At 34.2% G+C, this 26,512-nt stretch carries 20 protein-coding genes; 2 read left to right on the plus strand and 18 right to left on the minus strand.

Going from position 1 to position 26,512, the window contains the following annotated elements:
• Positions 1–336: 336 nt before the first annotated feature.
• The 13 genes from CLV00_RS09185 to truA all read right to left on the minus strand — a co-directional run bounded on the left by CLV00_RS09185 (position 337) and on the right by truA (position 17,187).
• Complete coding sequence (locus tag CLV00_RS09185) at positions 337–5,592, minus strand: endonuclease (protein ID WP_099714833.1); 5,256 nt, start codon at positions 5,590–5,592, stop codon at positions 337–339.
• 328 nt (positions 5,593–5,920) lie between these two features.
• Positions 5,921–6,367: an endo-arabinase gene (locus CLV00_RS09190; protein ID WP_099714834.1), complete on the minus strand. Its 447-nt coding sequence runs from the start codon at positions 6,365–6,367 to the stop codon at positions 5,921–5,923.
• A 112-nt stretch (positions 6,368–6,479) separates the two neighbouring features.
• Positions 6,480–6,965, minus strand: a complete 486-nt coding sequence (locus tag CLV00_RS09195; RefSeq protein ID WP_099714835.1) for a DinB family protein — start codon at positions 6,963–6,965, stop codon at positions 6,480–6,482.
• 29 nt (positions 6,966–6,994) lie between these two features.
• Complete coding sequence (locus CLV00_RS09200; RefSeq protein ID WP_099714836.1) at positions 6,995–7,576, minus strand: TIGR00730 family Rossman fold protein; 582 nt, start codon at positions 7,574–7,576, stop codon at positions 6,995–6,997.
• Positions 7,577–7,703: 127 nt separating this feature from the next.
• Entirely contained in the window at positions 7,704–8,612 is a 909-nt protein-coding gene (locus CLV00_RS09205) for a leucine-rich repeat domain-containing protein (protein WP_099714837.1), read from the minus strand.
• A 162-nt stretch (positions 8,613–8,774) separates the two neighbouring features.
• Positions 8,775–9,290 carry a hypothetical protein gene (locus CLV00_RS09210; RefSeq protein WP_143394885.1) on the minus strand — a complete coding sequence of 172 codons (516 nt, stop codon included), beginning with the start codon at positions 9,288–9,290 and terminating at the stop codon, positions 8,775–8,777.
• A gap of 164 nt (positions 9,291–9,454) precedes the next feature.
• Positions 9,455–9,925: a hypothetical protein gene (locus CLV00_RS09215; RefSeq protein ID WP_143394886.1), complete on the minus strand. Its 471-nt coding sequence runs from the start codon at positions 9,923–9,925 to the stop codon at positions 9,455–9,457.
• 167 nt (positions 9,926–10,092) lie between these two features.
• Positions 10,093–10,551, minus strand: a complete 459-nt coding sequence (locus tag CLV00_RS09220) for a DUF4375 domain-containing protein (RefSeq protein ID WP_099714840.1) — start codon at positions 10,549–10,551, stop codon at positions 10,093–10,095.
• A gap of 406 nt (positions 10,552–10,957) precedes the next feature.
• On the minus strand, positions 10,958–11,875 hold the full coding sequence (gene cysK, locus CLV00_RS09225) for a cysteine synthase A (RefSeq protein WP_099714841.1): 918 nt from the start codon (positions 11,873–11,875) through the stop codon (positions 10,958–10,960).
• A gap of 3 nt (positions 11,876–11,878) precedes the next feature.
• Positions 11,879–12,715 (minus strand): serine O-acetyltransferase, encoded by an 837-nt coding sequence (locus tag CLV00_RS09230; protein ID WP_143394887.1) that lies wholly within the window; start codon positions 12,713–12,715, stop codon positions 11,879–11,881.
• A gap of 243 nt (positions 12,716–12,958) precedes the next feature.
• Positions 12,959–14,347, minus strand: a complete 1,389-nt coding sequence (lpdA, locus tag CLV00_RS09235) for a dihydrolipoyl dehydrogenase (protein WP_099714842.1) — start codon at positions 14,345–14,347, stop codon at positions 12,959–12,961.
• Between the two features lie 243 nt (positions 14,348–14,590).
• Positions 14,591–16,345, minus strand: coding sequence for an ABC transporter ATP-binding protein (locus CLV00_RS09240; RefSeq protein WP_099716297.1), 1,755 nt, complete (start codon positions 16,343–16,345; stop codon positions 14,591–14,593).
• 86 nt (positions 16,346–16,431) lie between these two features.
• The gene (gene truA, locus CLV00_RS09245) at positions 16,432–17,187 is read right to left on the minus strand and encodes a tRNA pseudouridine(38-40) synthase TruA (protein ID WP_099714843.1); all 756 of its coding nucleotides are present in this window, start codon (positions 17,185–17,187) and stop codon (positions 16,432–16,434) included.
• Between the two features lie 247 nt (positions 17,188–17,434).
• Between truA and CLV00_RS09250 the strand changes: the two genes are divergently transcribed.
• Positions 17,435–17,932 carry a metallophosphoesterase gene (locus tag CLV00_RS09250; RefSeq protein WP_099714844.1) on the plus strand — a complete coding sequence of 166 codons (498 nt, stop codon included), beginning with the start codon at positions 17,435–17,437 and terminating at the stop codon, positions 17,930–17,932.
• Here CLV00_RS09250 and CLV00_RS09255 read toward each other — a convergent pair.
• The 3 genes from CLV00_RS09255 to CLV00_RS09265 all read right to left on the minus strand — a co-directional run bounded on the left by CLV00_RS09255 (position 17,907) and on the right by CLV00_RS09265 (position 20,937).
• Complete coding sequence (locus tag CLV00_RS09255; protein ID WP_099714845.1) at positions 17,907–19,634, minus strand: tetratricopeptide repeat-containing sensor histidine kinase; 1,728 nt, start codon at positions 19,632–19,634, stop codon at positions 17,907–17,909. The genes CLV00_RS09250 and CLV00_RS09255 overlap by 26 nt on opposite strands.
• A gap of 67 nt (positions 19,635–19,701) precedes the next feature.
• Positions 19,702–20,364, minus strand: a complete 663-nt coding sequence (locus tag CLV00_RS09260; RefSeq protein ID WP_099714846.1) for a response regulator transcription factor — start codon at positions 20,362–20,364, stop codon at positions 19,702–19,704.
• Positions 20,365–20,523: 159 nt separating this feature from the next.
• Complete coding sequence (locus tag CLV00_RS09265; RefSeq protein WP_099714847.1) at positions 20,524–20,937, minus strand: DUF4293 domain-containing protein; 414 nt, start codon at positions 20,935–20,937, stop codon at positions 20,524–20,526.
• 182 nt (positions 20,938–21,119) lie between these two features.
• On the opposite strand from CLV00_RS09265, the gene rho reads away from it, so the two are divergent.
• Positions 21,120–22,910 carry a transcription termination factor Rho gene (gene rho / locus CLV00_RS09270; RefSeq protein WP_099714848.1) on the plus strand — a complete coding sequence of 597 codons (1,791 nt, stop codon included), beginning with the start codon at positions 21,120–21,122 and terminating at the stop codon, positions 22,908–22,910.
• A gap of 132 nt (positions 22,911–23,042) precedes the next feature.
• On the opposite strand, the gene CLV00_RS09275 is transcribed toward rho, so the two are convergent.
• Together CLV00_RS09275 and CLV00_RS09280 are read right to left on the minus strand one after the other, a co-directional pair.
• Positions 23,043–24,308 (minus strand): RsmB/NOP family class I SAM-dependent RNA methyltransferase, encoded by a 1,266-nt coding sequence (locus CLV00_RS09275; RefSeq protein WP_099714849.1) that lies wholly within the window; start codon positions 24,306–24,308, stop codon positions 23,043–23,045.
• Positions 24,309–24,489: 181 nt separating this feature from the next.
• Positions 24,490–26,475, minus strand: coding sequence for a KUP/HAK/KT family potassium transporter (locus CLV00_RS09280; protein WP_099714850.1), 1,986 nt, complete (start codon positions 26,473–26,475; stop codon positions 24,490–24,492).
• Positions 26,476–26,512: the final 37 nt, after the last annotated feature.

A 26,512-nucleotide genomic window follows, 5' to 3' on the forward strand; every position in this document is an offset into this window, starting at 1 on the left:
AGTCTGGAAGTATAAAATCCTGATAGGTTTAAGCCGAAATGCTTTCTGATTAAGATTAAAAAGATAATAAGTTTGCGCATCTTGTTTAGTCATTTCAATACAAAAGCGGACATTGATAGTTGTTTTTTAAATCAATATAGAATACCTAATATTTTTTGATTGCAAATAATGTTTTAGATTATGTAAATAATTCTTTTTTGTTTTCTTAAAAGTTGGAGTAGAATTAAAATGTAAATAATAGCTGTAGCCGATCAAAAAAAAAGCCATCAAAATTACTTTTGATGGCTATAGTTGATTTATTGGATAGAGAGAATTTTTTTATCTCTTTATAAAAAATTATTGTTTAATCAAGTATTTGATATCTTTGACTTTACCATTTATAGCGATTTTCAAGAAATAGTATCCTTTATTCAATTCTGATAATTCTAATTTTGTAATTGATTTTCCAGCTTTAACTTCTTGACTGCTTTGTTTTTCGATCTGTCCGTTGAAGTTATAAAGTAAAAAGTCAACCTTTGTATTTTCAGAAATGTTAATGCTTACATCTACACTTTCTACGAATGGATTTGGAAATACATTTACATCAGTTATCGATACTGAATCTTTATTTATTGATGCACAATTACCTAAACTATCTCCATGGGCTAAATGGCTTGCAACAGCATTTTCATCAATACAAATTGTTTTTCCGTTATGACATATTTCCACTTTTGGATTTTTTGAATTACTACCACAACGCACATCAATTACATTGACAATCTTTTCTGTGGCAGATATACAACCGTTAGCGTCTTTCACAATTAGTGTATATGTAGTAGTTGCCGTAGGACAAACTGCAATACTACTTGTAGTTGCTCCATTGCTCCATTGGTATGTATAAGGTAATACTCCTCCAGTTACTGTACCGGCAGAAAGTGTCGTGCAGGAAGCATTAGTGTAACCATAATATACATTTACCTCATTTGTTGATGGAATAGTAATCAATGAAGGCTCAGTTATAATGAAATTAGCAGTCAATTTATTGTTTAAAGCATCTTTTACAATTACAGTATAAGTTCCTGCATCAAGATTATATACGGAGTTTGTATTTGTAATTTCATCAGTACTCCAAGTATAGGTGTATGGTGCAATTCCGCCTGAAACAGAAACAGTAGCAGTACCATTAGCTTCGCCATTGCAAGTAATATTTGTTGCACTGCTAGCGTCAAGAGTAAATTCTTTTAATTGCAATCTTACAGAAACTGGAAAGTGATCCGAAGCTGTTTTTGTATAATCACTGGTGTAAAACTCATAATGTACTCTAGCGGATTCATTGATGTATAAATGAGCAAGTTCATTAGAAACTGTTATATGATCAATCATGTTTTCATAAGTAACATACGATCTAAAGCCAGCTTCACTCAATGTTTTAGTAAGTACATTAAAATTAGAACTGTCATTTACATAATCTTCATAAGTTGAAACTGTAGTTGTTACATCAGATACTGTATAGTCAACATCATCGTTATAATCTCCTAGTAATACTAAGTTTGCATCGGGATATTGTGCACTCAATGTGTCTTTTAGAACTTCTACATCAAACTTACGCATATCATACTTGCTTTGCGCATCACCACTGGTATTTGCTCTTGCATGAAGATTAATAATATTGATTTGTTTTTGATTACCATCAATTGTAACATTTGCAGTCATCATAAATGGCAATCTACCGCTTGCAAAAAATCTAGATTTATCAGCATCAGGATAATTTGCAAGTGCTGAAACATCGCCACCATTATAAAAAGGATGAATGGTTTTCAAAAGCACCTTGGTATTCAACGGAGTTACTGTTTTATTTTTATAAATAAATCCAACTTTTTGTTTTGGACTACTAAAATCATTAGGATATGACGTAGCCTCCGATAAAACATAACTGTAATCATTCATTTCGCTAACCATCTGAGCAAGCAAAGCATCATCAGAGATTTCTTCTACAGCATAAATATCAGCATCTAATTGCTGTAAAACATTTTTGACAGCCGCTTTTTGTATGGCATCAGAGTTGGTGTTTCCTGCTGCAGGCGAATTGGTTTCATCACCAAACCAAGCGATGTTCCAAGTAGCGATATCCAAAGTTTTTTCTTTTGAAATTGCTAAATCATTACAAGTTTGTTCATATTTATTTGCACAAGGTAAGTCTGTTCTCATTCGAGGTAATAGTTGTTGAGTTGCAAAATAATTCCCCACAACACCTATTATTTCTGAACAATTTTCTGGTTGCGCAAAACCTGTAAGATCATTTACATCTGCATCGATTCTCAATTGAGCTGTTCCACTAGCATCCGTAATAGCAGTGTTTGAATTACCAAACATCATGGCGCCAGGCTTAGGAAAAGTCGTGTTTTCAATGCGAACTAATTCAGCAGGGTGGTTTGCCATTTCACTCAAAGTGATAGTAAGAGGCACAATAGGTTGATTAGGTAATCCATTATTGGTAACCGCACTTACTGGGCTTATTTGTACTTGTTCACTGAAAGAACTTCTAGTTCCTGTAATTGTGATAGAATCTCCTATTTTAAAAAGTCCAGTTCCATGAACCGATTTGTCAAAAACAGCTATCGCTCCTGTAGCATCTTGTAGGTAAGCTGATCCTGCAAATTGGTCAGAAACGGTTAAAACTCCAGTTACGGTTACAATTTCTCCATCCGTTTTTGCTCTAGCTTCAGCAATTGGAATAACTACCAGTATATCAGAAGCATTACCAAAAAACTGTCCTTTATTTATAGCTCCAAAAGTATTATTGACTGCTTGCCAAGTAAAATCAGCATAAGTAAATCCTACTCCGGTTAATTGTAATGAAGTTCCTATTGCCGCAGTACCTGCTTCAGCAATACCTATATCCGTACTTTTTATTCCTGCAGCAGGACCATTAGTAGCAGTAAAAGTACCTTCGTAGCTTAAAAATTGAATAACTTTTCCAGAAGCATCTACTAATGCAATTCCGTCAGGAGCACCATTTTGTAATCCAGCAATACTTACTGATACAGTACCATAACCATTTAATTGATCTGGGATAATTCCGGATAAATTTCCTGTTGGAGTATAGCTAGCTCCTCCTGTTCCATTGTAAGGAATGATGCTCCACCCTGTTAGATCAGTTCCTGAGTAACCAGCAATTTCTACTGCTTCACCAGTATCAGTTCCCGCATTGTCATAATGGATTTCATTGATAAAAACTAATTCACCAAATTTTTCTCCCTTGTTAGGTTTTCCAAAAGTACTTGGTGCTGCTACCCATGTAAAATCAGCATATTTAGTTCCTTTACCAATAAGCTGCAGTGAATTTCCAACAGTTGCAGTACTTGCCTCAGCAATACCAATATCAGTACTTGTCATTCCTGCAGCAGGACCATTGCTCGCTGTAAAAGCACCTTCGTAACTTAGAAATTGAATGACTTTTCCCGTTGCATCTACTAAAGCAATTCCGTCAGGAGCACCATTTTGTAATCCTAGAATAGCAACTGATACTGTTCCATATCCGTTTAATTGATTTGGAATTGTTCCTGATAAATTTCCTATTGGAGTATAAGAAGCGCCACCATTACCATTGTAAGGGATGATTTTCCATCCTGTTAAGTCGGTCCCTGCAAGCCCAGCAATTTCAACACCTTCTTCAACATCTGTTCCTGCATTATCATAGTGAATTTCGTTGATAAAAACAGCTCCAGCTGGAGTAGGTGTAGTATTATTTAAGGTAGTTATACTAACCACATTACTAGCTATTGAAGCGTTGTCATTAGCATCTAATGCAATCACTGTTAAGGCGTAAGTAGTATTTGGTGTTAAACCTGTAAGAGTAAAACTAGTGGCTGTTGTAGCTGCTAATAATGTACCTCCGTTATAAATTTCAAAAGAAGCATTTGATGTTCCTGCTGTCCAAGATAAAGTTGAAGTAGTTGCAGTAAGATTAGTTGCCACTAAATTTGTTGGTGGAGTAAGAGGCTCGGCAACCATTGCGAATGATTGTCCGTTATTGATGTTTCCATACGTGCTTGCAACTGATGTTTGCCATGTAAAATCACTGTATTGATTTCCAGATCCTTTCAACTGTAATGATAAGCCTACTGCTTCGGTTCCAATTTCAGAAACACCAATATTCGTACTTGTCATTCCGCTTGCTGGACCATTAGTAGCAGCAAAAATTCCTTCATAGCTTAAAAATTGAATTACATTTCCTAAGTTGTTTACTAATGCAAGGCCATCAGGTGCTCCATTTTGTAATCCATTTATAGATACAAAAACAGTTCCAAATCCATTAGACTGATTCGGAATTATACCTGATAAACTTCCTGCAGGAGTATAAGATGCACCACCATTTCCGTTATAAGGAATAATGCTCCAACCCGTTAAATCGGTTCCAGCTGTTCCAGCAATTTCAACACCTTCACCTACATCAGTACCTGCATTATCATAATGAATTTCGTTCATGAAAACAACAGAAGTAGTTGGAGTTGGTGGTGGTGTACCAGCTAGAGTTTTTACAGCTACGTTATTACTAGCGTTTGAAATGTTTCCAGCCGCATCAAATGCTTTTATGGATAAAGTATAATTTGTATTAGCTGTTAATCCAGATAAAACATAACTAGGGGTTGAAGAAGAAGCAATTTGTACTGTTCCGTTATAAATTCGGTATCCTAAAACGCCCACATTATCTGTAGACTGAACCCATGTTAATGTAGTTTCTGATGCGGTTGTATTTGTGGCAACCAAGTTAGCGGGTACAGACGGAATTTCTGTATCCAATTGAATACTGCCATCAAATCTATTTTGAGCTTGTGGCCCACCCCAAATTGCTGTCGCAAAAGCAGGATTATCAATAAAAGGGTTTCTGTTTCCTTGAACTCCTTCTAATATTGTATTTCTATTAATTTCTACTTGGGAAACTGGATCTTCTGCACTCCATTCTAGTAGAATATCGGTCATGTCAGTACTGTAGTTCTGTGAGCTTACAGTAACTACACTAGGAAGACATTGCGTACCATAATGCAAATACATGTACATAATCATACGGGCAACATCACCTTTCCATTCATCGCCAGGATAGAAGATATTGTTAACTAATTTAGCATTTCCAGACCCGGCACCAAAAGGATAATTGTTTCTAGTTGCATTAAAATTTACATCTGAGGCTCTTAAATGATGTGCATCACTTCCTGGGCCTTCACTTCCTAAATTAGGATTTCCTAATGATCTAGGAAATACATGTTCTCTATTCCAGTCCCCTTGGTTTCCACCATTTTTATCTTTGGAGCGGGTTCGGTCATTTGTTAAATCAGTATCACTGTCATTATAACCATAAATCAGTAAAACTTTCGAAGGATCGTTAGGATCTAAATCAGTTTGTTTCAGAGCATCCCAAACTCCAGGGGTATAAGTCAAATAAGTAGAATGGGTTGAAATGATTAAATTTGACAGGCTTGTTTTTAAGGCATTTCCTGTTTGGCTAATGTTAGTTCCGTTATAATAAGCAGGAACTTGAGCATTGGAAATAAAACTTAAAAAAATAAATACAGCTACAAGAAAGAACTGTGTCTTTAAGTAAAATTGCTTCATAATTGTTTTAATAATTTGTTGGACTGTAAAACTATAAATATTACTTTTCTTATTTACTGAATACTATTAACAAATTGTTAAAATTATTAACATTTAATATTGGTTTATAAACGTTTATTTAATAGAATTGATAAATAATTAGTGATTTGTTGATTCAAAGGATCACTATTATTTATTAGTTTGTCTGTAGACATAATATAAAAGAAGAAAATCTATAAATAATGCTTCTTTTTTTGAGTAAAATTAAATTTTTTTAAAATCTATTAAAACAGAGATTGTAATGTTGTACCGTAAATTAGTAAACATAATAAAGTTGAAGATTTAAAAATTATTTTGGATTATATAAGTGAATGGATTGCCCCACTAATTTCCATTGTCCTTTAATTTTTTCTAATAATCGAATTTCATAGGAGAAAGTTTTTTTGCCATCCTTAGCCGTAGATTCTTCGTCATGGCTTACCCAGGCGCTATTTCCATTAATACTCATTTTATAATTTGTATTTACAGAAAAACCGCCATTTCCCATGGAACTAGGATTGGTGTTAATCATAGCAGTTGGCGGAATATCAAGTGTTACTCCATCAGCAGTAGAAATTAATATTCGGCTGTACGGTTGAATGTACCAGCACTCTGCATGACCTTTACTATCAGCAGCTCTCCATGTTGCGGATTCTTTTTCCAGTAGTTTTTTTATAACTGCAGCTTCGTCAATCTTTTGACTATAACTTGCCATGTTGATAATTAGGATAAGAAAAAAAGATGCTGTCCACTTCATATTGTTCGTGTTTTTTTGGTTTGGAATAATTGTCTTACTCGTTTTAAGGCTAATTTAAGTAAATATATTGTTTTATACCATAAAAACAAACTACTGCTCAGTTGTTTGCGGTTTAGTGTAGTTGTTTAATTGTGGTTTTAAATGTCTCAATTTGTCTTCTGTGACGTAAAATATGAACTATTGCATGTTCCATTAATTGTTCGATGTCATAAAGTTGTCCCCAAGAAGTCATAATTTTCTTTGAAGCATCCCATTCTTCAAGTGCATCATCATCAATAGTTGCAAATGTTTCCTGTGTGAATTTTAGAACGTTATCTAAATCATTTATATAGTCAGCAATGGAACTCCGATTTACTTTTTCGGGACGTACAGTATTCTTGTTTTTAAAATTCTGAATGTAAACACAATAAGAATATCCGGAACTCACCACATGAGAAAGTATCGTTTGAATGGATTTGCAATCCGGATTTGTCGTCGCATGATCTACTGTAAATGTTAAGTCCTCCTCTGAAATATCATGAATTACGTGCTGCAATTCAATAATAGCTTTTTGATATTCAGCTAATAATGCGCTAACCGCGTTTTGATTGTTATTCATTTGTTGAATTAAAGTCTTGATTCTCTTACTTATTCATTTCCTTTTTTAATCCATTTTCCAACTTCGGGAGCGACATAATTTTCCATTTTATCAAGCAAATCTGCGGCATTATCGCTCACCAGTATCATTTGCTGATTGGTTGGTTTTAGAAAACCTTTATCGACCATGTTTGCAACAAATTCCAACAGCAAATCATAAAAACCATCGACATTCAAAATTCCGATTGGTTTTTTATGGAGCCCAAGTTGTGCCCAAGTCAGCATTTCGAAAAATTCTTCCAGAGTTCCAAATCCGCCAGGCAAAGCAATTATGCCATCGCTAAGTTCATTCATTTTGGTTTTTCTCTCATGCATACTTTCAACGATGAATAATTCGGTCAATCTATCGTGTGCGATTTCTTTATTCATCAGAAAGCTTGGTAAAACACCAAATACTTTTCCGTTATGATTTAAAACGCCATCTGCAACACTTCCCATAAGACCTACTTTTGCACCGCCATAAACGAGTTCATAATTATTTTCGGCCATTATTTGTCCCAGTTTGAAAGCTTGAATTTCATAATTTTTTTCGTTTCCAAAACTGGATCCACAAAAGACAGTAATTCTTTTCATGTATAAAATGTTTCTTATTTATTTTTATTTGATAGTTCGTAGGAAGACTAATTTAGATAATTTTGGATTAAATTAAGCCAATTGCCCAAATTCGTTGTAGTGGCTGTTAGTGGCAGGGCTTTTTCTATTAAAAGTGAATTACACAATTGGGCAAAAGACTTTTAATACGTTTTTTTTCTACTTCTGATAATTTATTATTTTCAATATGTAATTCTTGTAAGTTTGTTAAATATTTAATTTCGTTTGGCAAGGTTGTTAATTGATTTCTGCCAAGTTCTAAATAAAGTAAGTTTGTCAATTTTCCAATTTCTTTTGGTAATGATTTTATTTGATTAAAATTTAGAATAAGAATTCGTAAATTTTTAAGATTACCAATTTCTTTGTCTACATATGTAAGTTCACTTGAACTCATTGAAAGTTCATCTAATGATGTTAATGTGCATATTTCTTTCGGAAATTTTTCAAAACTGTTACCCCCTAAATTGAATGAAACAATATTTTCTAATTTCGAAATTTGTTTTGGAATTATTTTCAACCGTTGATTATCAACGTCAATACTCAATACCTTTTCACTTTCTTGAATTGCGAGCTTAATATTTTTATATTCAAATAGACTTCTGTTTTTTTTAATAAAATCCCAATATGAAATAGATTTCGTTTTTTCAAGTTTGAGTTTGTAAACTTTATTTTTCTCTGGTGACATCCAAAGTCCATCTATGCTTGATTTGTTTTTACTTACTTTGCCACTAAGCAATCCTGTGATAGTTTCGTTATTGTCCCTTTCAACTAATTCAAACGAATTATCTTTATTTAGGTGTCCAACTAATTTTAAATCCCCATTTTTTGGCTTATAGTAATAAGAGCCAACTAAAGTTGAATCTAATAAAACTAAAAAGCGAAAATCAATATCTAACTTTTGTCCTTTATCAGTTTCTATGTAACCCTCAAAAGTATATGTTGGGCAAAAAGTTTTGTCTTGAGCAAAGGAATTAATTGTGAAAATTAATAATATTAAAATTGAACAAATGTTTTTCATTTTTGAGTATTTTTGGTAGCCTTGCCACTAACGTTCTCGCGCTACAGCGGGTTTGGGACTAAATTAAGCCCATTCTTCGGATTTGCCAAATTATCACAAATACAAAACCAACTTTCCATTAAGCCAATTGCCCAAATCCGTTGTAGCGTGTGTTAGTGGCTGTTATTCTTCTGTTCCTAATATTTTTTTCGTTAGTTTCTTATTGTGTTGTTTATCGTGAATTTTGCTACTTAATATCCAATAGATAGCAATACCTGTAAAAATAGTTAGAGTTATTGACATTAAATTTAATCCAAGCAAAATATAGATTAGAATTAGTAATATAGTCATTGTTATTTCAAAACCGTATTTGTCTTTTTCTTCATTACGTCGTTTTAAAATCATTAAATTTCCACGCCTTTTATTTATTCTTTCTATCACTTTTTTTGTAATACTGTCAATAGAATAATACTTGTCTAGATCGGGAATTGAAAAACAAATTCCAAACTCGAGTTCAAGTTTACCCATAAATCGATAATATCGTCTAACGCCTTTAAACGTATTTTTTAATGTATTTTTTGAATGAGCTGGAAATGTAAGAAAGTCAAGAAAATGAGATTCCGAAAAGTCAGTATCAGGCTTTTGCCTTTCTTCGTTAAAGATTCTTAAAATTATATCTTTTATTTCTGTTTCAGTCATTTTATTTGTCATCTGCGTGCTAATAGCCACTAACGTTCCCGCGCTACAAGCAGTTTGGGATTAAATCAGCGTTATCTTTCGGATTTGCCAAAATATCCCAAATACAAGACCATTTTTCCATTAAGCCAAATGCCCAAATCCGTTGTAGTGGCTGTTAGTAGCCGTTACTTTATCATTTCGTTTATCCATTCCTCAACTGAGTCTGCTAAAAAATTCTCTTTGGAAGTAAACATCTCTTTCAGAGTTAACTCTTCTTCATTCGTGCAACCTCCGCAAAGAGTTACTTTTTCATCACTTTCCTTGTTTATTTTTATTTGAGTAAACTCCTGTTCGGTAAGTTTTATTAATTTTTTGGTTTCTAATTTTTCACAAGCAACAGTCGCTAGGTATTTCTCGGCAGGATTTACGTCGTAAAGTTTAGCTTTAAGTGTTGTATAGTTTTTGTTTTTTAAAATTTCAGATATCTTTTTGACAGGTTCAGATTTAGTTCCTGCATAGAAGCAAGCAAATCCAATGATATTATTTTTATCCCGTTTAGGAAGTTTAATAGTGATTATTTTAGTGTCAATTTTTTCTTGTTTTTGACAACCAAACATTAAGCTTATTATTAATAGAAAGTAGATTTGTTTAATCATTTGAATTTACGTTTTTTTCGGGGTAATGGCTACTAACGCTCTGGCACTACAGCGGGTTTGGGACTAAATTAAGCCCTATTTTCGGATTTGCCAAATCATCCCAAATACAAAACCATTTTCCCATTAAGCCAAATGCCCAAATCCGTTGTAGTGGCTGTTATGCAACGTTATTCTTCTGTTAGATTTCCGTCTTTATATTTGTAAAACTCGGTGTCAAGTTTGTTTAGTTTGGTGCTTATTTTGTCGTCATATAATTCTTCAACTTCTCTTCTTCTTAGCTTTTCTATAAAATCATTTTCAGATATATGATTCGGATTGATTAGGTTAATTGCACTTTCAAGAAGTTTGGCAGTTTCAACTTTTGCGTTTTTCTTTAACGCTTTTAAAGTTTCATAACAATTTTGACCTGAATTTATAAAGTATTGATTAAAGCCTCCATTATTAACTTCCATTTCTAATTCTTCAATGTTTGCTTTTGGATTTAGTTTTTCAACTTCTGTTCCTTTTAGTTGATTTTTTACATTTTCATAAGTGTCAACTTTTCCGCTTTCAGAAGAATTCTTTTGTGCGCAACTTGAGAAAGTCAATAGTAACATTAAAAGTTGAATTTTAATCAAATGTTTCATAAAAGCAGTTTTTTATAATGTTGCATAACTAGTATATACTACTGACGACATCAGACATATCATCCCTAAATGAGGTAGATATGTCTGATAAAAGTCAGTCTTTATCTGTTTTCAAATGTATAATAATTATCTTATAAATCATCAAAAGGGCTTTTAATTTGTTGAATACTTTTGACTTACAAGAGAATCTATTTAGCACCTTTTGCGTGAAGGATGGAAGTGGAGCTCTTTATTGTTTTATCCCGAAGGGTAAAATAATAAAAGCGGAAACAAACAGCCTGACCTTGTTGTAGGACTAAACAAAGTAATTTATACGAAAGTGCAACAACAAGGACACGCCCAAAAAAAGCCACAAAAAAAACCGACTTGTTTTCACAAATCGGTTCGTATTTAAAGGGATTTCCGTTTATACAAATAAGCCTTCGATGCTTAAATAATGTTCTCCGGTGTCGTAACAAAAAGTCAAGACTTTGGCATTTTCAGGAATTTCGTGCAGTTTTTTGGCCACTGCTGCGAGTGATGCTCCAGAGGATATTCCTACGAACATGCCTTCTTCTTTGGCGGCTCTTTGGGCATAAGTAAATGCTTCGTCTTTGCTCACTTGAATGGTTCCGTCCAGTAAATCAGTATGCAGGTTTGTGGGGATGAATCCTGCTCCAATTCCTTGAATAGGGTGGGGAGCCGGTGCACCACCACTGATTACCGGGGATGCTTCAGGTTCTACAGCGTAGACTTTCAGGTTGGGGAAATGTTGTTTCAATATTTCGGAACAACCTGTGATGTGACCGCCGGTTCCTACGCCGGTTATCAAATAATCCAGTCCGTCAGGGAATGCTTTTATGATTTCCTGAGCGGTGGTTGTTTTATGAATTTCGATATTGGCAGGATTCTCAAACTGAAGTGGTGACCAGGCATTAGGCATTTCGGTTACTAATTCCTGTGCTTTTTCCAGTGCGCCTTTCATTCCTTTTTCACGGGGCGTCAAGACAAATTCGGCACCATAAAGACTCATGAGTCGGCGTCTTTCTATCGACATGGATTCTGGCATTACCAGTATTAATTTATAGCCTTTTACGGCAGCAACCATGGCGAGACCAATTCCCGTATTTCCAGAAGTGGCTTCAATAATAGTACCGCCTGCGGCCAATAATCCTTTTGCTTCGGCATCTTCAATCATGGCAAGAGCGATTCTGTCCTTGATACTGGCTCCGGGATTAGCACGTTCCAGTTTGATCCAAACATTATGGTTGGCACCAAACAAACGATTGATTTTTACGTGTGGCGTGTTGCCTATTGTTTCGAGTATGTTGTTGTATTTTGTCATAATTTATATGGAGAAAAAATTAATATCTTTTGTTTCCTGCTGATTCAAAACAGTATTTTTATTGGATTGCATGACAAATGAATACGGATTCACACTCTTGGTTATAAACGTATTTCCGCCTATAATACTGTGGTTTCCTATGATGGTGCTTCCGCCCAAAATTGTGGCATTGGCATAAATAATGACATGGTCCTCTACGGTAGGATGGCGTTTTTTTTCTTGCATGTTTTTCTCGACTTGCAACGCTCCCAAAGTAACTCCTTGATAAATACTCACATGTTTTCCTATGGTTGTGGTCTCGCCAATGACAATTCCGGTACCATGATCTATCATAAACGGAACGTCGATGGTAGCACTTGGGTGAATGTCAATTCCGGTTTTGCTATGCGCATATTCGGTAAGAATTCGTGGCAGCAGGCAAGAGGTACGGGAAGCAATAGCATTGGCAATGCGATAGACTTCTATAGCAAAAAAACCGGGATAGGAATTGATGATTTCCTGAATACAATCGGCAGCGGGGTCCGTATCTAATATGGCTTGTGCATCTTTTTGCATGAATCCGTAAAGGTCAGGAAGTACGGTGTAAAAAGATTCGGCGTCATCCAGAATTTCATTGGCTGATTTGTCTTTTACAATTTCCGAAAGGATAGCAATAAAATTGGCTTTGTTTTGGTCCAAAAGCAATTCGATTTGAATGGTTTCCAAAGCTTTTTCGGGGAATAATATTTTGAATAAATCATCAATCCAATTGATAATTTTGGTAGAATCGATGGCTCTTACCCAATTTTTATTTTGGTTTTCATGCAGTGTATTCGAAAAACGGATGGTTTCAGTATTCATTTATGATGGAATAAAATCGAAATGGAGTTAGTAAAATGGCTTGAAATACAAATATAAAGCAGAATTGAATAGGTTCATAACGCTGCTTTGTAAATAAATGTTAATATGTTAAATTCCCACAAAATGGATGCTTTGTGTTGGAAATGATTTCATAAAAAAATCCGATTTGCTTTCACAAATCGGATTTTATATTTTTCTATGGAGACGCACTGCAGTGCGTCTCTACGTTGCATGATTATTTATTTACAAATGTATTACCTCACCATATGCATCAGCTACAGCTTCCATAACGGCTTCGCTCATAGTTGGGTGTGGGTGAATTGATTTAAGGATTTCATGTCCTGTAGTTTCCAGTTTACGCGCCACAACTGCCTCAGCAATCATATCCGTAACTCCGGCACCAATCATGTGACATCCTAACCATTCTCCGTATTTAGCATCAAAGATTACTTTTACAAAACCATCCGGTGTTCCGGCAGCTTTTGCTTTTCCTGAAGCTGAAAATGGGAATTTACCAATTTTCAATTCGTATCCTTTTTCTTTAGCTTGTTTTTCAGTTAAACCTACAGAAGCAATTTCTGGAGTAGCATACGTACAACCCGGAACGTTTCCGTAATCGATAGGTTCTACATGCAATCCTGCAATTTTCTCCACACAATTGATTCCTTCAGCAGAAGCTACGTGAGCTAATGCTTGCCCTGGCGTAACATCACCAATGGCGTAATAACCCGGAATATTCGTTTGGTTGTAAGCATTCACCAAAATTTTATCTTTGTCAGTAGCAATTCCTACTTCTTCTAATCCGATGTTTTCAATGTTGGTTTTGATTCCAACAGCCGAAAGTAAAATTTCAGCTTCTAATACTTCTTCTCCTTTTGCTGTTTTGACAAATGCTTTAACACCTGCTCCAGTAGTATCAATTCTCTCAACAGATGAGTTAGTCATGATTTTGATACCTGCTTTTTTCAAAGAACGCTCCATTTGTTTCGAAATGTCTTCGTCTTCAACAGGAACTACATTTGGCATAAATTCTACGATGGTTACATCAGTTCCCATAGAGTTGTAGAAATGTGCAAATTCAATTCCAATTGCTCCGGAACCAACAATAATCATCGATTTTGGTTGCGTTGGTAATGTCATTGCTTGTCTGTAACCAATTACTTTTACACCATCTTGAGGCAAGTTTGGTAACTCGCGTGAACGCGCTCCAGTCGCTACAATGATATGATCTGCACTGTATTCAGTAACTTTATTGTCTTTGTCAGTAACATCAACTTTCTTTCCTGGTTTTAATTTTCCAAAACCATCAATTACGTCGATTTTATTTTTTTTCATCAAGAATTGAACACCTTTGCTCATTCCATCAGCTACTGAACGGCTGCGTTGTACCACAGCAGGGAAGTCTTTATCAAATGATGAAACAGTCAATCCATAATCAGAAGCGTGTTTTAGATAATCAAAAACCTGAGCTGATTTTAGTAATGCTTTAGTTGGAATACAACCCCAGTTCAAGCATACACCACCTAAGTTTTCTTTTTCTATTACGGCTACTTTAAAGCCTAATTGTGATGCTCTAATAGCTGTAACATAACCACCTGGACCACTTCCTAAAACTATAATATCGTATTTCATTTCAAAGTTTTTTATTTGTTTTTTATTGGTAAAATGAATTCGTAAAAATTCATTTTATTTTGTGTGTTTTTCTTGTTTAATTGATTGGGCGAATTTAAGGATTTATTCTGTTTTGAGAAAGTTTCAAAGTAATAAAGTAGCAAACTAACAAATTTTCAGAAAAAGACCTTGGTTTTAAACAAACTGCTGCAAGGTAAAAATCAAATTTGTGTTTTTTTAGCCTTTGTCGCTTTGTGAAAAAAACTAATTCGCTACCGAAAACTGGGAATCATACAAGTTTTTGTAATACCCACTTTCACGGTTTATTAATTCCTGATGCGTTCCTTGTTCTACTATCAATCCTTTGTCCATTACCACAATTTTATCTGCATTGACAATCGTTGCCAAACGATGCGCAATCACAATGGATGTTCTGCCTTTGGTAATCGTTTCCGTAGCGCGCTGAATCAATTCTTCGGAATATGTATCTATCGATGAAGTGGCTTCGTCCAGAATCAAAATACTTGGATTACTGACATACGCTCTCAAGAAAGCAATCAATTGGCGTTGACCCGAAGAAAGCATAACGCCGCGTTCCTTCACATCAAAATCATAATTATCCGGTAAACTCATGATGAATTCATGGACGCCAATTTTTTTGGCTGCAGCCAAAACTTGTTCGCGACTAATTTCAGGATTGTTCAAGGTAATATTGTTGAAAATAGTATCGGCAAAAAGGAAAACATCCTGCAATACTACTGCAATTTGTTTTCGCAAGGAACTCAATGTGTAATTCTCAATATTGTGATTGTCTATATAAATAGAACCGCTGTTGATTTCGTAAAAACGATTCAGCAAATTAATAATTGTAGATTTTCCGGCACCTGTAGAGCCTACAATCGCAATAGTTTGCCCCGCACTAACCTCTAAATCAATTCCTTTTATCACTTCTTCATCCGGAATATATCCAAAACGTACCTTCTTAAACTTGATGTCTCCCTTAAAGATTGGCGCTTCGATAACTCCAGTATCTTGAATTTGATCTTCGGTATCTAAAATATCAAAAACACGGTTCGCGGCAATCATTCCCAGTTGCATCTCGTTGAATTTATCCGCAATTTGACGCAATGGATTGAATAACATCCCGATGAACATCGTGTACGAAAATAAATCTCCAAAAGTGGTGAAATTATCTCCGTTTAATATCTTGATTCCTCCATACAAGACAATAAAACCAAGGGTTAAAGATGAAATAATATCGGCAATAGGAAAAAAGATGGAGTTATAAAGAATGGTTTTTATCCATGCTTTTTTGTGCTTGTCGTTGATGCTTTTGAATTTTTCGTATTCAATTTCTTCCCGATTAAACAGTTGGACAATCTTCATTCCCGTCACGCGTTCCTGTACAAAGGAATTCATATTGGCAATTTGGGTACGTACTTCCTCAAAGGCGACTTGCATTTTCTTTTGGAAAATTCGAGTAAAATAAACTAAAATGGGCATCGCTACAATCACAATCCATGTCAGTTTCCAGTTCATGTAAAACATAAAAGCCAGTACCACAACCATTTTCATCAAGTCACTGATAATCATAAACAATCCCTGACTAAAAATTCGGGCAATGGATTCAATATCTGAAACCGAACGTGTCACCAATTGTCCCACAGGAACGTGATCAAAATATTTCATTCGGAAACTTAAAATATGGCGAAATAATTTTGTTCGAATGTCTTTCACAATATCCTGACCGAGCCAGTTTGCCCAATACACAAAGTAAAACTGCGAGAATACTTCCAGTAAAAGTACAATTCCCATCAGAATTACATACAATAATAAGCCCTTTTGGTCTTGGGTTGCAATGTAACCATCTACGGTTTGTTTCAATAAATACGGACGTAATGCCGCAAAAATCGACAGTGAAACGGCAAAAATAATCACACCGTTAAAACGCCATTGATAGGGTTTGGTGAATTTTAATATTCGTTTGAATAATCTGGTATCAAATGCTTTTGCTTTCATATTTTTTGGAGCTATTCCTGCTATTCGTTGCAATCTTTTATGTTTTTGGCAACAAAAACATAAAAGGATTTTCACTGCTATCAGGGCTATTGCGTAATGTAATCGTATTCTATTTTGGTTAAATACAAACCATGCGCCGGAACCGAAAAACCTGCTTTATCTCGGTTTTTACTTTCTATTATGGCATTAAAATCAGCCAGTGTAATCTTGTGTAATCCTATGTTTACCAATGTTCCAACAATGGCACGAACCATATTTCGTAAAAAACGATTGGCCGAAATGGTAAAAATTAAGTTCCCATTTTCTTGTTTGTCTGTTCCTCGAGTCCAATAGGCTTCAAAAATTGTACAGTCAAAGGTATTCACATCTGTATTCACTTTTGAAAAACATTGAAAATCAGTGTGATTGAAAAGTAGTTGCGCCGCTTCATTCATCAAATCGATATCTAACTTTTGATGGAAATACCAACTTTGCTCTTGCGAGAAAACATCCTTGAACGTATTGATATGATATTCATAGGTTCTTTTTGTGGCATCAAAACGGGTGTGCGCTTCATCATGAACCGGAATAATTGCATAAATCACAATATCTTTTGGAAGATAGGAGTTGAGTTTATGCACTAAACTTGGAATGTCAAATGGGGTTTCAAAATCAAAATGAGCATACATTTCTTTGGCGTGAACGCCGGTATCCGTTCTTCCGGCTCCCATAAGATTGATAGTTGTATTCAATAGCACCGAAAACGCTTTGTTCATCGTTTCCTGAACGGAAGCAGCATTGGGTTGGTATTGCCAGCCGTGATAATGGGTTCCGTTGTATGCTAATTTGATGAAATATCTCAAGTGAATTTTTTTGAAGCCACAAAGATACTTATTAATTTTTTTGCCACGAAGTCGCTAAGGCGCAAAGTTTGTTAAGTTTCAATTTGATTTTTTATTTGGAATTCGAATGTTTATTTTTACCACAAAATCCTAGCCCTGATAGAAGTGAAAATCCTTTATTGTTTTTGCTGCCAAAAACAATAAAGATTGTAACGGATAGCAGGAACTAGCTCCAGATTCCTTCGTACCTCGTAATGATACCATAAATATGAAAAAAATACTACTCCTTTCTGATACGCACAGTCACATTGATGATACGATTTTGAAATATGTAGCTCAGGCTGACGAAGTGTGGCATGCGGGTGATATAGGTGATTTGGCTGTAACCGATGCGATTAAAAAGCTAAAACCGTTGCGTTGTGTTTATGGTAATATTGATGATGCAAAAGCTCGATTGGAATTTCCGTTGCACAACCGTTTTATGTGTGAAGGAGTCGATGTTTGGATTACACATATTGGCGGGTATCCGGGGAAATACAATCCTAATATTAAAGCGGAGATGGAATCGAATCCTCCAAAATTATTTATTTGTGGGCATTCGCATATCCTGAAAGTCATTTTTGATAAAAAACATAATTTATTGCACATGAATCCCGGAGCAGCCGGAAAAAGTGGCTTTCACCAAGTGCGCACGATGTTGCGTTTTGTGATTGAGGGAGATAAAATCAAGGATATGGAAATTATTGAGATGGAAAAACGGGTGTAGTTGTTTTTTTCTGATAGGAAATTGGCACTTCAATAGCCACAGTTGTTCCGGAATTAAGCTTTGAATGTATTGTGATAGTTCCTTTTAGATTATTTATTCGGGCTTTAATCTGGTTGATTCCAAAACCTTCCAGGATATAAAATTTATCGGAGTCAAATCCTCGACCGTTATCCTCGATTTTGATTTGGAGTGATTTATTGTTTTCTTGAATAGTTAGATTGGCTTGAGTGGCACGACTGTGTTTTATGATATTGTTGAGTAGTTCCATTATTATAAAATACATTTTCATTTCAAAATCCTCATTGTAACGTGTTTTTGTTGGTACAACAATTGAGTAATTAAATTGAATTACTGAGTTTGAATTTTTCTCGCATAAATCTTCTAATGCGTAAAATAAACCAAATCGCGCTAAAAGTGTCGGCATCAATTCATGGGATAAATCTCTTATTTGATCGTGTGCTTCTTCTAATATGGCTTTAGTTTTTATAATTTCTTCGGCATTAGTATGGTTTTGAGAGGTAAATGCATTGAGGTGTAATCCTGCTGAGGATAATAAGGCGCTGATATTATCATGTAAAAATGAAGCAATTTTTTTTCGTTCTAATTCTTGTCCGTTGATAGATGCGTTGATTGTATTTTGTTGCAGTTGACTTTGTATGTCTTTAATTCTGTTTTTTTGCTTAAGCTTTGAGTTTTCTGAGAAAATGTAAAAAAGGAAAAAGAAAAATAATAAAAGGACAATTATTACAATTACAATTTTTTTGTTTCTGGATTGCTCTTGTATAAGTAAATATTCTTTGGTTTTGTACTCGTTTCCTATTTTGTCGATTTCTCTTTTATACTCATCAATCTCAAGATTTATTCCGGCAACATTTGCTTTGTTGAGCTTTTCCTCGTTATTTAGTTTAACAGTAAGGTCATTGTAAAGTGCCAAATTCTTATATGCATTTTCATAATCTCCATTTTTTAATAAAAATTTAGAAAACTCATGATGTGAATACGACAAGTCTGATTTTTCATTTCCTTCATTTCCTAATCGGATGGCATTCTGAAAAAAAAACGACGCTTTTTGAGTGTCATTTTTGTAGCTATGATACATTCCATTTAGCATGTTCAGTGCAACAATGGTTGATTCATCACCATGTTTTTTGTGGTGTTTATTGATGTATTTTAAATAGGGAAGACCCTCTTCATAGCGTCCAATGTCAAAATACGCCCAGGTAATATTAAGTTTAGTAAAAACTATTTGAGCTGAATCATGAATTTTTGTGCTGTATTGCAACGATTTTTTGTAGTAGTAAATTCCTTTTTCATATTGTTTTTTGTCAAAGCAATAAATGTTTCCCAAGTTATTATTTAACCAGTTTTTTAAAACATCATTATTTGTTTTATTGGCGTAGATTAATCCTTTATTGTAATAAAAAAAAGCTTTTTCATATTCAGACAATTGGTCAAAATTTGCTGCAATTGTGTTGTAGGTTGCAGCAATTAGATTGTCGTCTTTTAAAGCAATAGCATGTGTTAGGGCATGTCTTGATTTTACTAATGATTTTTCAAAATTACCCGCTTTCATAAGCTCATTGGCTTCTTTTGCAAGTTGTGTAACTTCTTTCTTTTGGGGTAATTTTTTATGTGCAAAAACAGTGATTCCAGAGAAATTAAGTAGTAAAATCAATACTATAACAATTTGTTTGTACGGCATAGATAATTTAATTTTTCTGTTTATGGTTGTTTTTAATTAAAAGTAAATCGCATTTGTGATTCACAAATCAGGATTTAATTAATTTGTTTTTAATGGCATATTTAACCAGACTTATAGAGTTTTTTGCGTCCAGTTTTTTCATTATATTTTTGCGGTGGGTTTCAACAGTATTCACACTGATAAACAGTTGGTCACTAATTTCTTTACCGCTGTATTCAAGTGATATTAAGGTGATGATTTCTAACTCACGATCCGTTAAAATAGAACTTACGGCAGACTCATTTTTAATTAATTTCACATTGTCTTTTGTAACGGTACTAAAGATTTTTTCCCGTACTGATTTACAAAAATATTCTTCGCCTCTGGATACTGCCTGAATTGCTTCAACAATGTTTTCACCGGCACATTTTTTTGTCAAATAACCACTGCTGCCCAGTTTCATTACTTCCTTTATTATTCTTAAATCATCATAACTGGATAAAACAATAATTTTACAGGGAAATCCTTTTTCGGCAAATTCCTTAATGACTTCGATTCCATCTTTTTTAGGCATATTAATATCTAAAATAAGAATATCGGCTTTATTTTCGGTAACCTCATTGAAAATGGTGTCTCCATTGAGAGAGAATCCAACTACTTCAAAATCAGGAAGGGTATGTAGCAACGTACGAATACCATCAATAAGTATTTGATGGTCATCAGCAAGGTGAATTCTAATTTTTTGTAACATATCGTAATTACTATTTTCAAATTTATAAAAAAAATAGGAGAATATCATTTTATAAGATTTTTATTCTTTTTTTAATCCAAATAAAAAAGATTAGACACAAAAAAACCCGAATTGTTACATTCGGGTTCTCTTCGCACTAATAAACTAAAGTTTATAGGTTTACCTCAATCTGTCCACAGATTTTACAAGATCTTCATCCTTTTTGATAGCTTTATTAGCCAAGACTAATAACACGATAGCAACTACAGGTAGAAACATCCCAATACCTTTCTCTGAAACAGCAGGTGTTTCTCCAGATAGATTTAGTGAACGATATACAAACAATCCTAATAAAATCAAATTTAATATGATATTCAATCTGCCAATAACAAATTGATTTTGTCTTTTTTTATAGGAAACAATACTTAACAAAGTCAGTGTAGTACTCAATCCCAGTATTATGGTATATACTTGGCTTTGCATGAAATAAAAGTCTTTTCCATCTTTCATTGTCCATAACGGAATAAAAAATAGTAAGATGCCTGTAACAACAAAAGCAAGTAGTAAATATATGGTCTGAATTCTTTGTATCATTTGTTAAATATCTTTTACAAAAATATATTTTCTTTTTAATAAATACTATTGTCTGATTAAATTTTATTCGTATTATTGCATCATAATACCGTAAGCACTTCATACTGCGGTTGATTCAAAATAAAGTTCACTACCTATCTTTTACATTTTTTCCAAAAATTAATTAAACTCATAGAACATTCATGTTTGATATTTCTGCATTAAAAGAAATGAAGCTTTCTGAGCTTCAAGAAATAGCTAAATTAGCTAAAACCATAAAATTTAACGGTGTAAAAAAAGAGACATTAATTAGTCAAATATTAGAGCATCAAGTGGTAAATGTTGATTCAGCATCAGATACAAAAAAAGAAAATAACCTTGATGACGATAAACCTAAAAGAGTTAGAATAGTTCCTGTAAAAAAAGCGGCAATTCAAAAAGCGGTACCAAATTCTCTTTTTGAAAAAGAAGAAGTTGCAGCTGAAATAAATGCTCCAGTTGAAAATAATCGTCCAATTGAAGCTGTTTCAAAAGAAGAAGAATCGGCTCCAAAGCCAGAATCTGAAGGGAATGAGAAAAAAGTAGGTAAAATTATTAAATTTAATAAATCAGCTTACGAGAAGAAAATTGCTTTAAAAAAGGATAAAGAAGAAGTAAAAGAAGCAAGCACTGAGAATGTTATAGTTGCAGATACAGCAACTGAAGAGAAAACAGAAGCTCCTGTTGCTCCAGTAAAAAAGATAAATCCAAACCAATTACATAAGCAGAATCCAAATCAGAATCCGAACCAAAACCCAAATCAAAACGGGAATGGAAATGGGAATCAAAATCCAAATTTTAAAAATAAGAAAAGCAATTTTGCTGCTTCTGATTTTGAATTTGACGGAATTATAGAAAGTGAAGGCGTTCTTGAAATGATGCCGGACGGTTATGGTTTCTTGCGTTCTTCTGATTACAACTATTTGGCTTCGCCAGATGATATTTATTTATCGACTTCACAAATCAGATTGTTCGGTCTTAAAACCGGAGATACCGTAAAAGGTGTGGTTCGCCCACCAAAAGAAGGAGAGAAATTTTTTCCATTAGTTAGAGTTTTAAAAATAAACGGACACGATCCTCAAGTGGTTCGTGATAGAGTTTCATTCGAACATTTGACGCCTGTTTTTCCATCAGAAAAATTTAAATTGGCCGAAAAACAAAGCACGATTTCAACTAGAATTATCGATTTGTTTTCACCAATAGGAAAAGGACAACGTGGAATGATTGTGGCGCAACCTAAAACAGGTAAAACGATGTTGCTTAAGGAAATTGCCAATGCTATTGCGGCAAATCATCCTGAAGTATATTTGATTGTTTTATTGATTGATGAGCGTCCGGAAGAGGTTACAGATATGCAACGCAGTGTGCGTGGTGAAGTAATTGCTTCTACATTTGACAGAGAACCGCAAGAGCATGTGAAAATTGCAAATATCGTTCTTGAAAAAGCAAAACGATTGGTAGAATGTGGTCACGATGTAGTGATTCTATTGGATTCCATTACACGTTTGGCCAGAGCATATAATACAGTTCAGCCTGCTTCAGGTAAAGTATTAAGTGGTGGTGTGGATGCGAATGCATTGCAAAAACCGAAACGTTTCTTTGGTGCTGCCCGTAATGTAGAAAATGGAGGTTCATTAAGTATTATAGCTACCGCATTGACTGAAACTGGTTCAAAAATGGACGAAGTTATTTTCGAAGAATTTAAAGGTACAGGAAATATGGAATTGCAATTGGACAGAAAAATTGCTAACAAACGTATTTTCCCGGCTATCGATTTGACTTCTTCAAGTACAAGACGTGACGATATGTTATTAGATCAAAAAACATTGCAACGCATGTGGATTATGAGAAAATACCTTTCGGATATGAACCCGGTGGAAGCAATGGATTTCATTAATGATCGTTTCAAGAAAACGAAGAATAATGAAGAGTTTTTAATTTCAATGAATGATTAACCAAAAAATTTAATTTTTTTTAGTTTAAGGTTTAAAATTGGAAAAAAACATTGAGCTAAAAAAATAATGATATAAAAAAAAGTCCTCGATTTTCGAGGACTTTTTTGTGAATTATATTTATGGTTTGAAACCTTAAGATTCTTCAGTTTTAATCGCCTTTGCAGGTTTTTCAGCTTTTTCTACAGCTTCTTTTCGTTCTAACAAAGCCATATAAAATCCATCAAAACCAGACTCTGAAGCCAAGATTTTTTGGTCTTTAATAAAATTGAATTGTTTACCAATGTCAGTTGTCAAAAAGCGTTTTACCTGTTCTTGATTTTCAGATGGTAATATAGAACAAGTAGCGTACACTAATTTCCCTCCCGGTTTTACAATTTTAGAATAGCTTTCTAAAACTTCCGATTGTACTTTACGGATGTTGTCAATAAATTCCGGTTTCAATTTCCACTTCGCATCTGGGTTTCTTTTTAGAACTCCTAAACCGCTACATGGTGCATCAATTAAAACACGGTCTGCTTTTTCGTGTAGTTTTTTGATGATTTTTGTTGAGTCAATAATGCGGTATTCAATATTGAAAGCACCGTCTCTTTTGGCTCTGATTTTTAATTGCTTCAATTTGCTTTCATACAAATCCATAGCGATTAATTGCCCTTTGTTTTCCATCAAAGAAGCAATGTGAAGTGTTTTTCCACCTGCACCGGCACACGTATCAACAACACGCATTCCTGGTTTTACATCAAGGAAAGCCGCCACTAATTGTGAGTTGGCATCTTGCACTTCAAAGAAACCTTGTTTGAAAGCATCAGTCAAGAAAACATTGGCTCTTTCTTTTAACACTAAAGCGTCTGGTTGATTCTTTAATGTTTCAGTTTCAATGTTTAAATCCATCAAAATAGCACGTAGCGCTTCTCTTGTTGTCTTAAGCGTATTTACCCTTAAAATTACTCTTGCCGGTTGGTTTTGAGCTGCTATTTCAGTTGCCCAAACTTTCTCGCCTAATTCTTTAACTCCCAATTCATCCATCCAGTCTGGAATAGATTCTTTTAAAGCTCTCACTTTTGAAAGTTCGTCAAAACGTCCTTTTATTTTTCTTTCAGGAGTTCCTTCCAGCTGACGCCAATCCGGAATAGGATAGCCTCTTAATACTGCCCAAACAGAAAACATTCTCCAAAGATTGTCTCTGTCAAAAGGTTCTTTTACTTCGGCTATTTCTGCGTATAATCTTTTCCAACGTACAATTTCGTAGATGGTTTCGGCAACAAACTTTCTGTCAGAGCTTCCCCAACGTTTGTCTTTTTTTAAGGATCTTGCTACCACTTTATCAGCATATTCGCCTTCGTTAAAAATGGCGTTTAATGCATCTATTGTTGTGTAAACTAAATTTCTGTGTAATCTCATTTTGAATAATTGAGGTGCAAAGGTAGGTTTTTTTTATGTGAGTTTTTGTATTTGTGGTTTAGGAGTTTACAAGAGTGTTGCTTGGAAATAGTTATGCAATACATAAAAACAAAAAAGTTTTTTTCTGATAAAGAAAAAAACTTTTTTGAAATGAGATTTAAGGAAAAGAAAATACTGGAAATTACATATTAGGATTAGACTTTTCTATTCTTTTCATATTGATAATTTCCGGTGGATGAAGGACCATAGGAAATTGTTCCACTTTTACGGAGCTATTGTCTAAACCAAAAGCTTTTCCTTCGGATAAACTGAATTTTTTCAGAACGAAATAAGTATTCATTACAATTTTTTCAAAGAAAGTTAAATCGCTGTCATTAGAAAGAAACTTTTCGGATAAAACAAATTTGAAATCACCTATAATATTGTTCTTATTTAAGGATTCGTAACGGCTGGAAATATCCATTTCGCCTTTGCTAACCATGTCCTTGATTACTTCTTTGAACATTAAGTTTATTTTAGTTGGTTCTCTAAAGCCCAAGTAAAAATCAACTCTATATAAATCGTCTTTCAGGATTTCTGTAACTCGGTATTCTTTTTTATAAGGTTCGTTTAACACATTTACGTGTATAAACCAGTAGATGTCAGCTCTTTTTGGTCTTTTTCGAAGTATGGAGTACATTACTTTTTCCTCGATTTCATCGGATCGGGTTGCGTTTGTCATGTACACTAAATGCGTCGCATATTTAGGAATTGTTTCATCATGACTCAACTCGCCAAGTACTTTTATATAATCGTCAATTTTAACAATTTGCGTGTAATTTTTACTGATTTTCTTGGCTAAAAACCAAGTGCTCATTATAAAAATCATGAATATTGCCACAAATAAAGTTACATAGCCACCTTCCATAAATTTAGAGACATTAGCATACAAAAAGCCAATTTCTATGGTAGCGTATAATGTAATTAATGGCGTCATAAAATACCATTTGACCCTTTTCATTATCAAATAATAATTTAATAGCGTAGTGGTCATCATCATTCCTAAAATTATGGATAGGCCATAGGCATGCTCCATATATTTAGATTCCTTGAAATATAAAATGATCCCTACACATCCTACAAAAAGCAACCAGTTTATGGAAGGAATGTATAATTGTCCTTTTACGTCTGTTGGGTAATTGATTCTTACTTTTGGCCAAAAATTCAAACGCATGGCTTCATTAATCAATGTAAATGAGCCGCTTATTAAGGCTTGCGAAGCAATAATTGCAGCAAATGTGGCAATTACAATTCCAATGGGTTGAAACCAATCGGCCATGATTAAATAAAACGGATTATGATTGGAACTTCCTAATTGTGCTAATGTTTTTCCTTCGTGCATCAGTAAAAATGCTCCTTGTCCAAAATAATTAAGGATTAAAGTAGTTTTTACAAAAATCCAACTCACTCTGATGTTACGTCGTCCACAATGTCCCATATCCGAGTACAATGCTTCTGCTCCAGTTGTGCATAAGAATACCGCTCCCAGAATTAGAAATCCTTCGCCACCTTTATCTGAGGTTAATAATTTATAGCCATAATACGGATTAATGGCTTTGAAGATTTCAACATTTTTAAAAATTTGGATGCATCCTAAAATTCCAAGCATAGAAAACCATACTAACATGGTAGGCGAAAAAAACTTACTTACCAGCTTAGCTCCAAATTGTTGAATACTGAATAGTATGAAAAGTATCGCGATTACAATTGGGATTGTTGGGATATCTGGTTTAAAAATGTGCAATCCCTCAACTGCGGAAGAAACGGAAATAGGAGGTGTTATGATGCCTTCGGCTAATAATAAACTTCCCCCAATAATGGCAGGGACAATTAGCCATTGTATTTTAGTTTTTTTGACTAGAGAATATAACGAGAAAATTCCACCTTCACCATGATTGTCCGCATTAAGGGTAATGATTACATACTTTAGTGTAGTTTGTAAAGTCAATGTCCACAATATACACGACAAGCCACCTAATATTAATTGACTGTTTATGGCATGTTCTCCAATAATGGATTTCATTACATATAATGGTGAAGTACCAATATCGCCATAAATTATTCCTAAAGTAATCAATAAACCAGCAGCAGAAAGTTGACTGTGTATGTTTTTATGCGATGTGCTCATGAAAAATTTTTAAAAAACTTTTCAAAGTTACTATTTT

This window comes from Flavobacterium sp. 11 (genome assembly GCF_002754315.1).
GTDB classification, from domain to species: Bacteria; Bacteroidota; Bacteroidia; order Flavobacteriales; family Flavobacteriaceae; genus Flavobacterium; species Flavobacterium algoritolerans.

What these genes read in the sequence shown, in the direction of transcription:
- CLV00_RS09185 (WP_099714833.1), bottom strand. Translation starts at nt 5,592, where the DNA reads ATGAAGCAATTTTACTTAAAGACACAGTTCTTTCTTGTAGCTGTATTT.
- CLV00_RS09190 (WP_099714834.1), bottom strand. Translation starts at nt 6,367, where the DNA reads ATGAAGTGGACAGCATCTTTTTTTCTTATCCTAATTATCAACATGGCA.
- CLV00_RS09195 (WP_099714835.1), bottom strand. Translation starts at nt 6,965, where the DNA reads ATGAATAACAATCAAAACGCGGTTAGCGCATTATTAGCTGAATATCAA.
- CLV00_RS09200 (WP_099714836.1), bottom strand. Translation starts at nt 7,576, where the DNA reads ATGAAAAGAATTACTGTCTTTTGTGGATCCAGTTTTGGAAACGAAAAA.
- CLV00_RS09205 (WP_099714837.1), bottom strand. Translation starts at nt 8,612, where the DNA reads ATGAAAAACATTTGTTCAATTTTAATATTATTAATTTTCACAATTAAT.
- CLV00_RS09210 (WP_143394885.1), bottom strand. Translation starts at nt 9,290, where the DNA reads ATGACTGAAACAGAAATAAAAGATATAATTTTAAGAATCTTTAACGAA.
- CLV00_RS09215 (WP_143394886.1), bottom strand. Translation starts at nt 9,925, where the DNA reads ATGATTAAACAAATCTACTTTCTATTAATAATAAGCTTAATGTTTGGT.
- CLV00_RS09220 (WP_099714840.1), bottom strand. Translation starts at nt 10,551, where the DNA reads ATGAAACATTTGATTAAAATTCAACTTTTAATGTTACTATTGACTTTC.
- cysK (WP_099714841.1), bottom strand. Translation starts at nt 11,875, where the DNA reads ATGACAAAATACAACAACATACTCGAAACAATAGGCAACACGCCACAC.
- CLV00_RS09230 (WP_143394887.1), bottom strand. Translation starts at nt 12,715, where the DNA reads ATGAATACTGAAACCATCCGTTTTTCGAATACACTGCATGAAAACCAA.
- lpdA (WP_099714842.1), bottom strand. Translation starts at nt 14,347, where the DNA reads ATGAAATACGATATTATAGTTTTAGGAAGTGGTCCAGGTGGTTATGTT.
- CLV00_RS09240 (WP_099716297.1), bottom strand. Translation starts at nt 16,345, where the DNA reads ATGAAAGCAAAAGCATTTGATACCAGATTATTCAAACGAATATTAAAA.
- CLV00_RS09250 (WP_099714844.1), top strand. Translation starts at nt 17,435, where the DNA reads ATGAAAAAAATACTACTCCTTTCTGATACGCACAGTCACATTGATGAT.
- CLV00_RS09255 (WP_099714845.1), bottom strand. Translation starts at nt 19,634, where the DNA reads ATGCCGTACAAACAAATTGTTATAGTATTGATTTTACTACTTAATTTC.
- CLV00_RS09260 (WP_099714846.1), bottom strand. Translation starts at nt 20,364, where the DNA reads ATGTTACAAAAAATTAGAATTCACCTTGCTGATGACCATCAAATACTT.
- CLV00_RS09265 (WP_099714847.1), bottom strand. Translation starts at nt 20,937, where the DNA reads ATGATACAAAGAATTCAGACCATATATTTACTACTTGCTTTTGTTGTT.
- rho (WP_099714848.1), top strand. Translation starts at nt 21,120, where the DNA reads ATGTTTGATATTTCTGCATTAAAAGAAATGAAGCTTTCTGAGCTTCAA.
- CLV00_RS09275 (WP_099714849.1), bottom strand. Translation starts at nt 24,308, where the DNA reads ATGAGATTACACAGAAATTTAGTTTACACAACAATAGATGCATTAAAC.
- CLV00_RS09280 (WP_099714850.1), bottom strand. Translation starts at nt 26,475, where the DNA reads ATGAGCACATCGCATAAAAACATACACAGTCAACTTTCTGCTGCTGGT.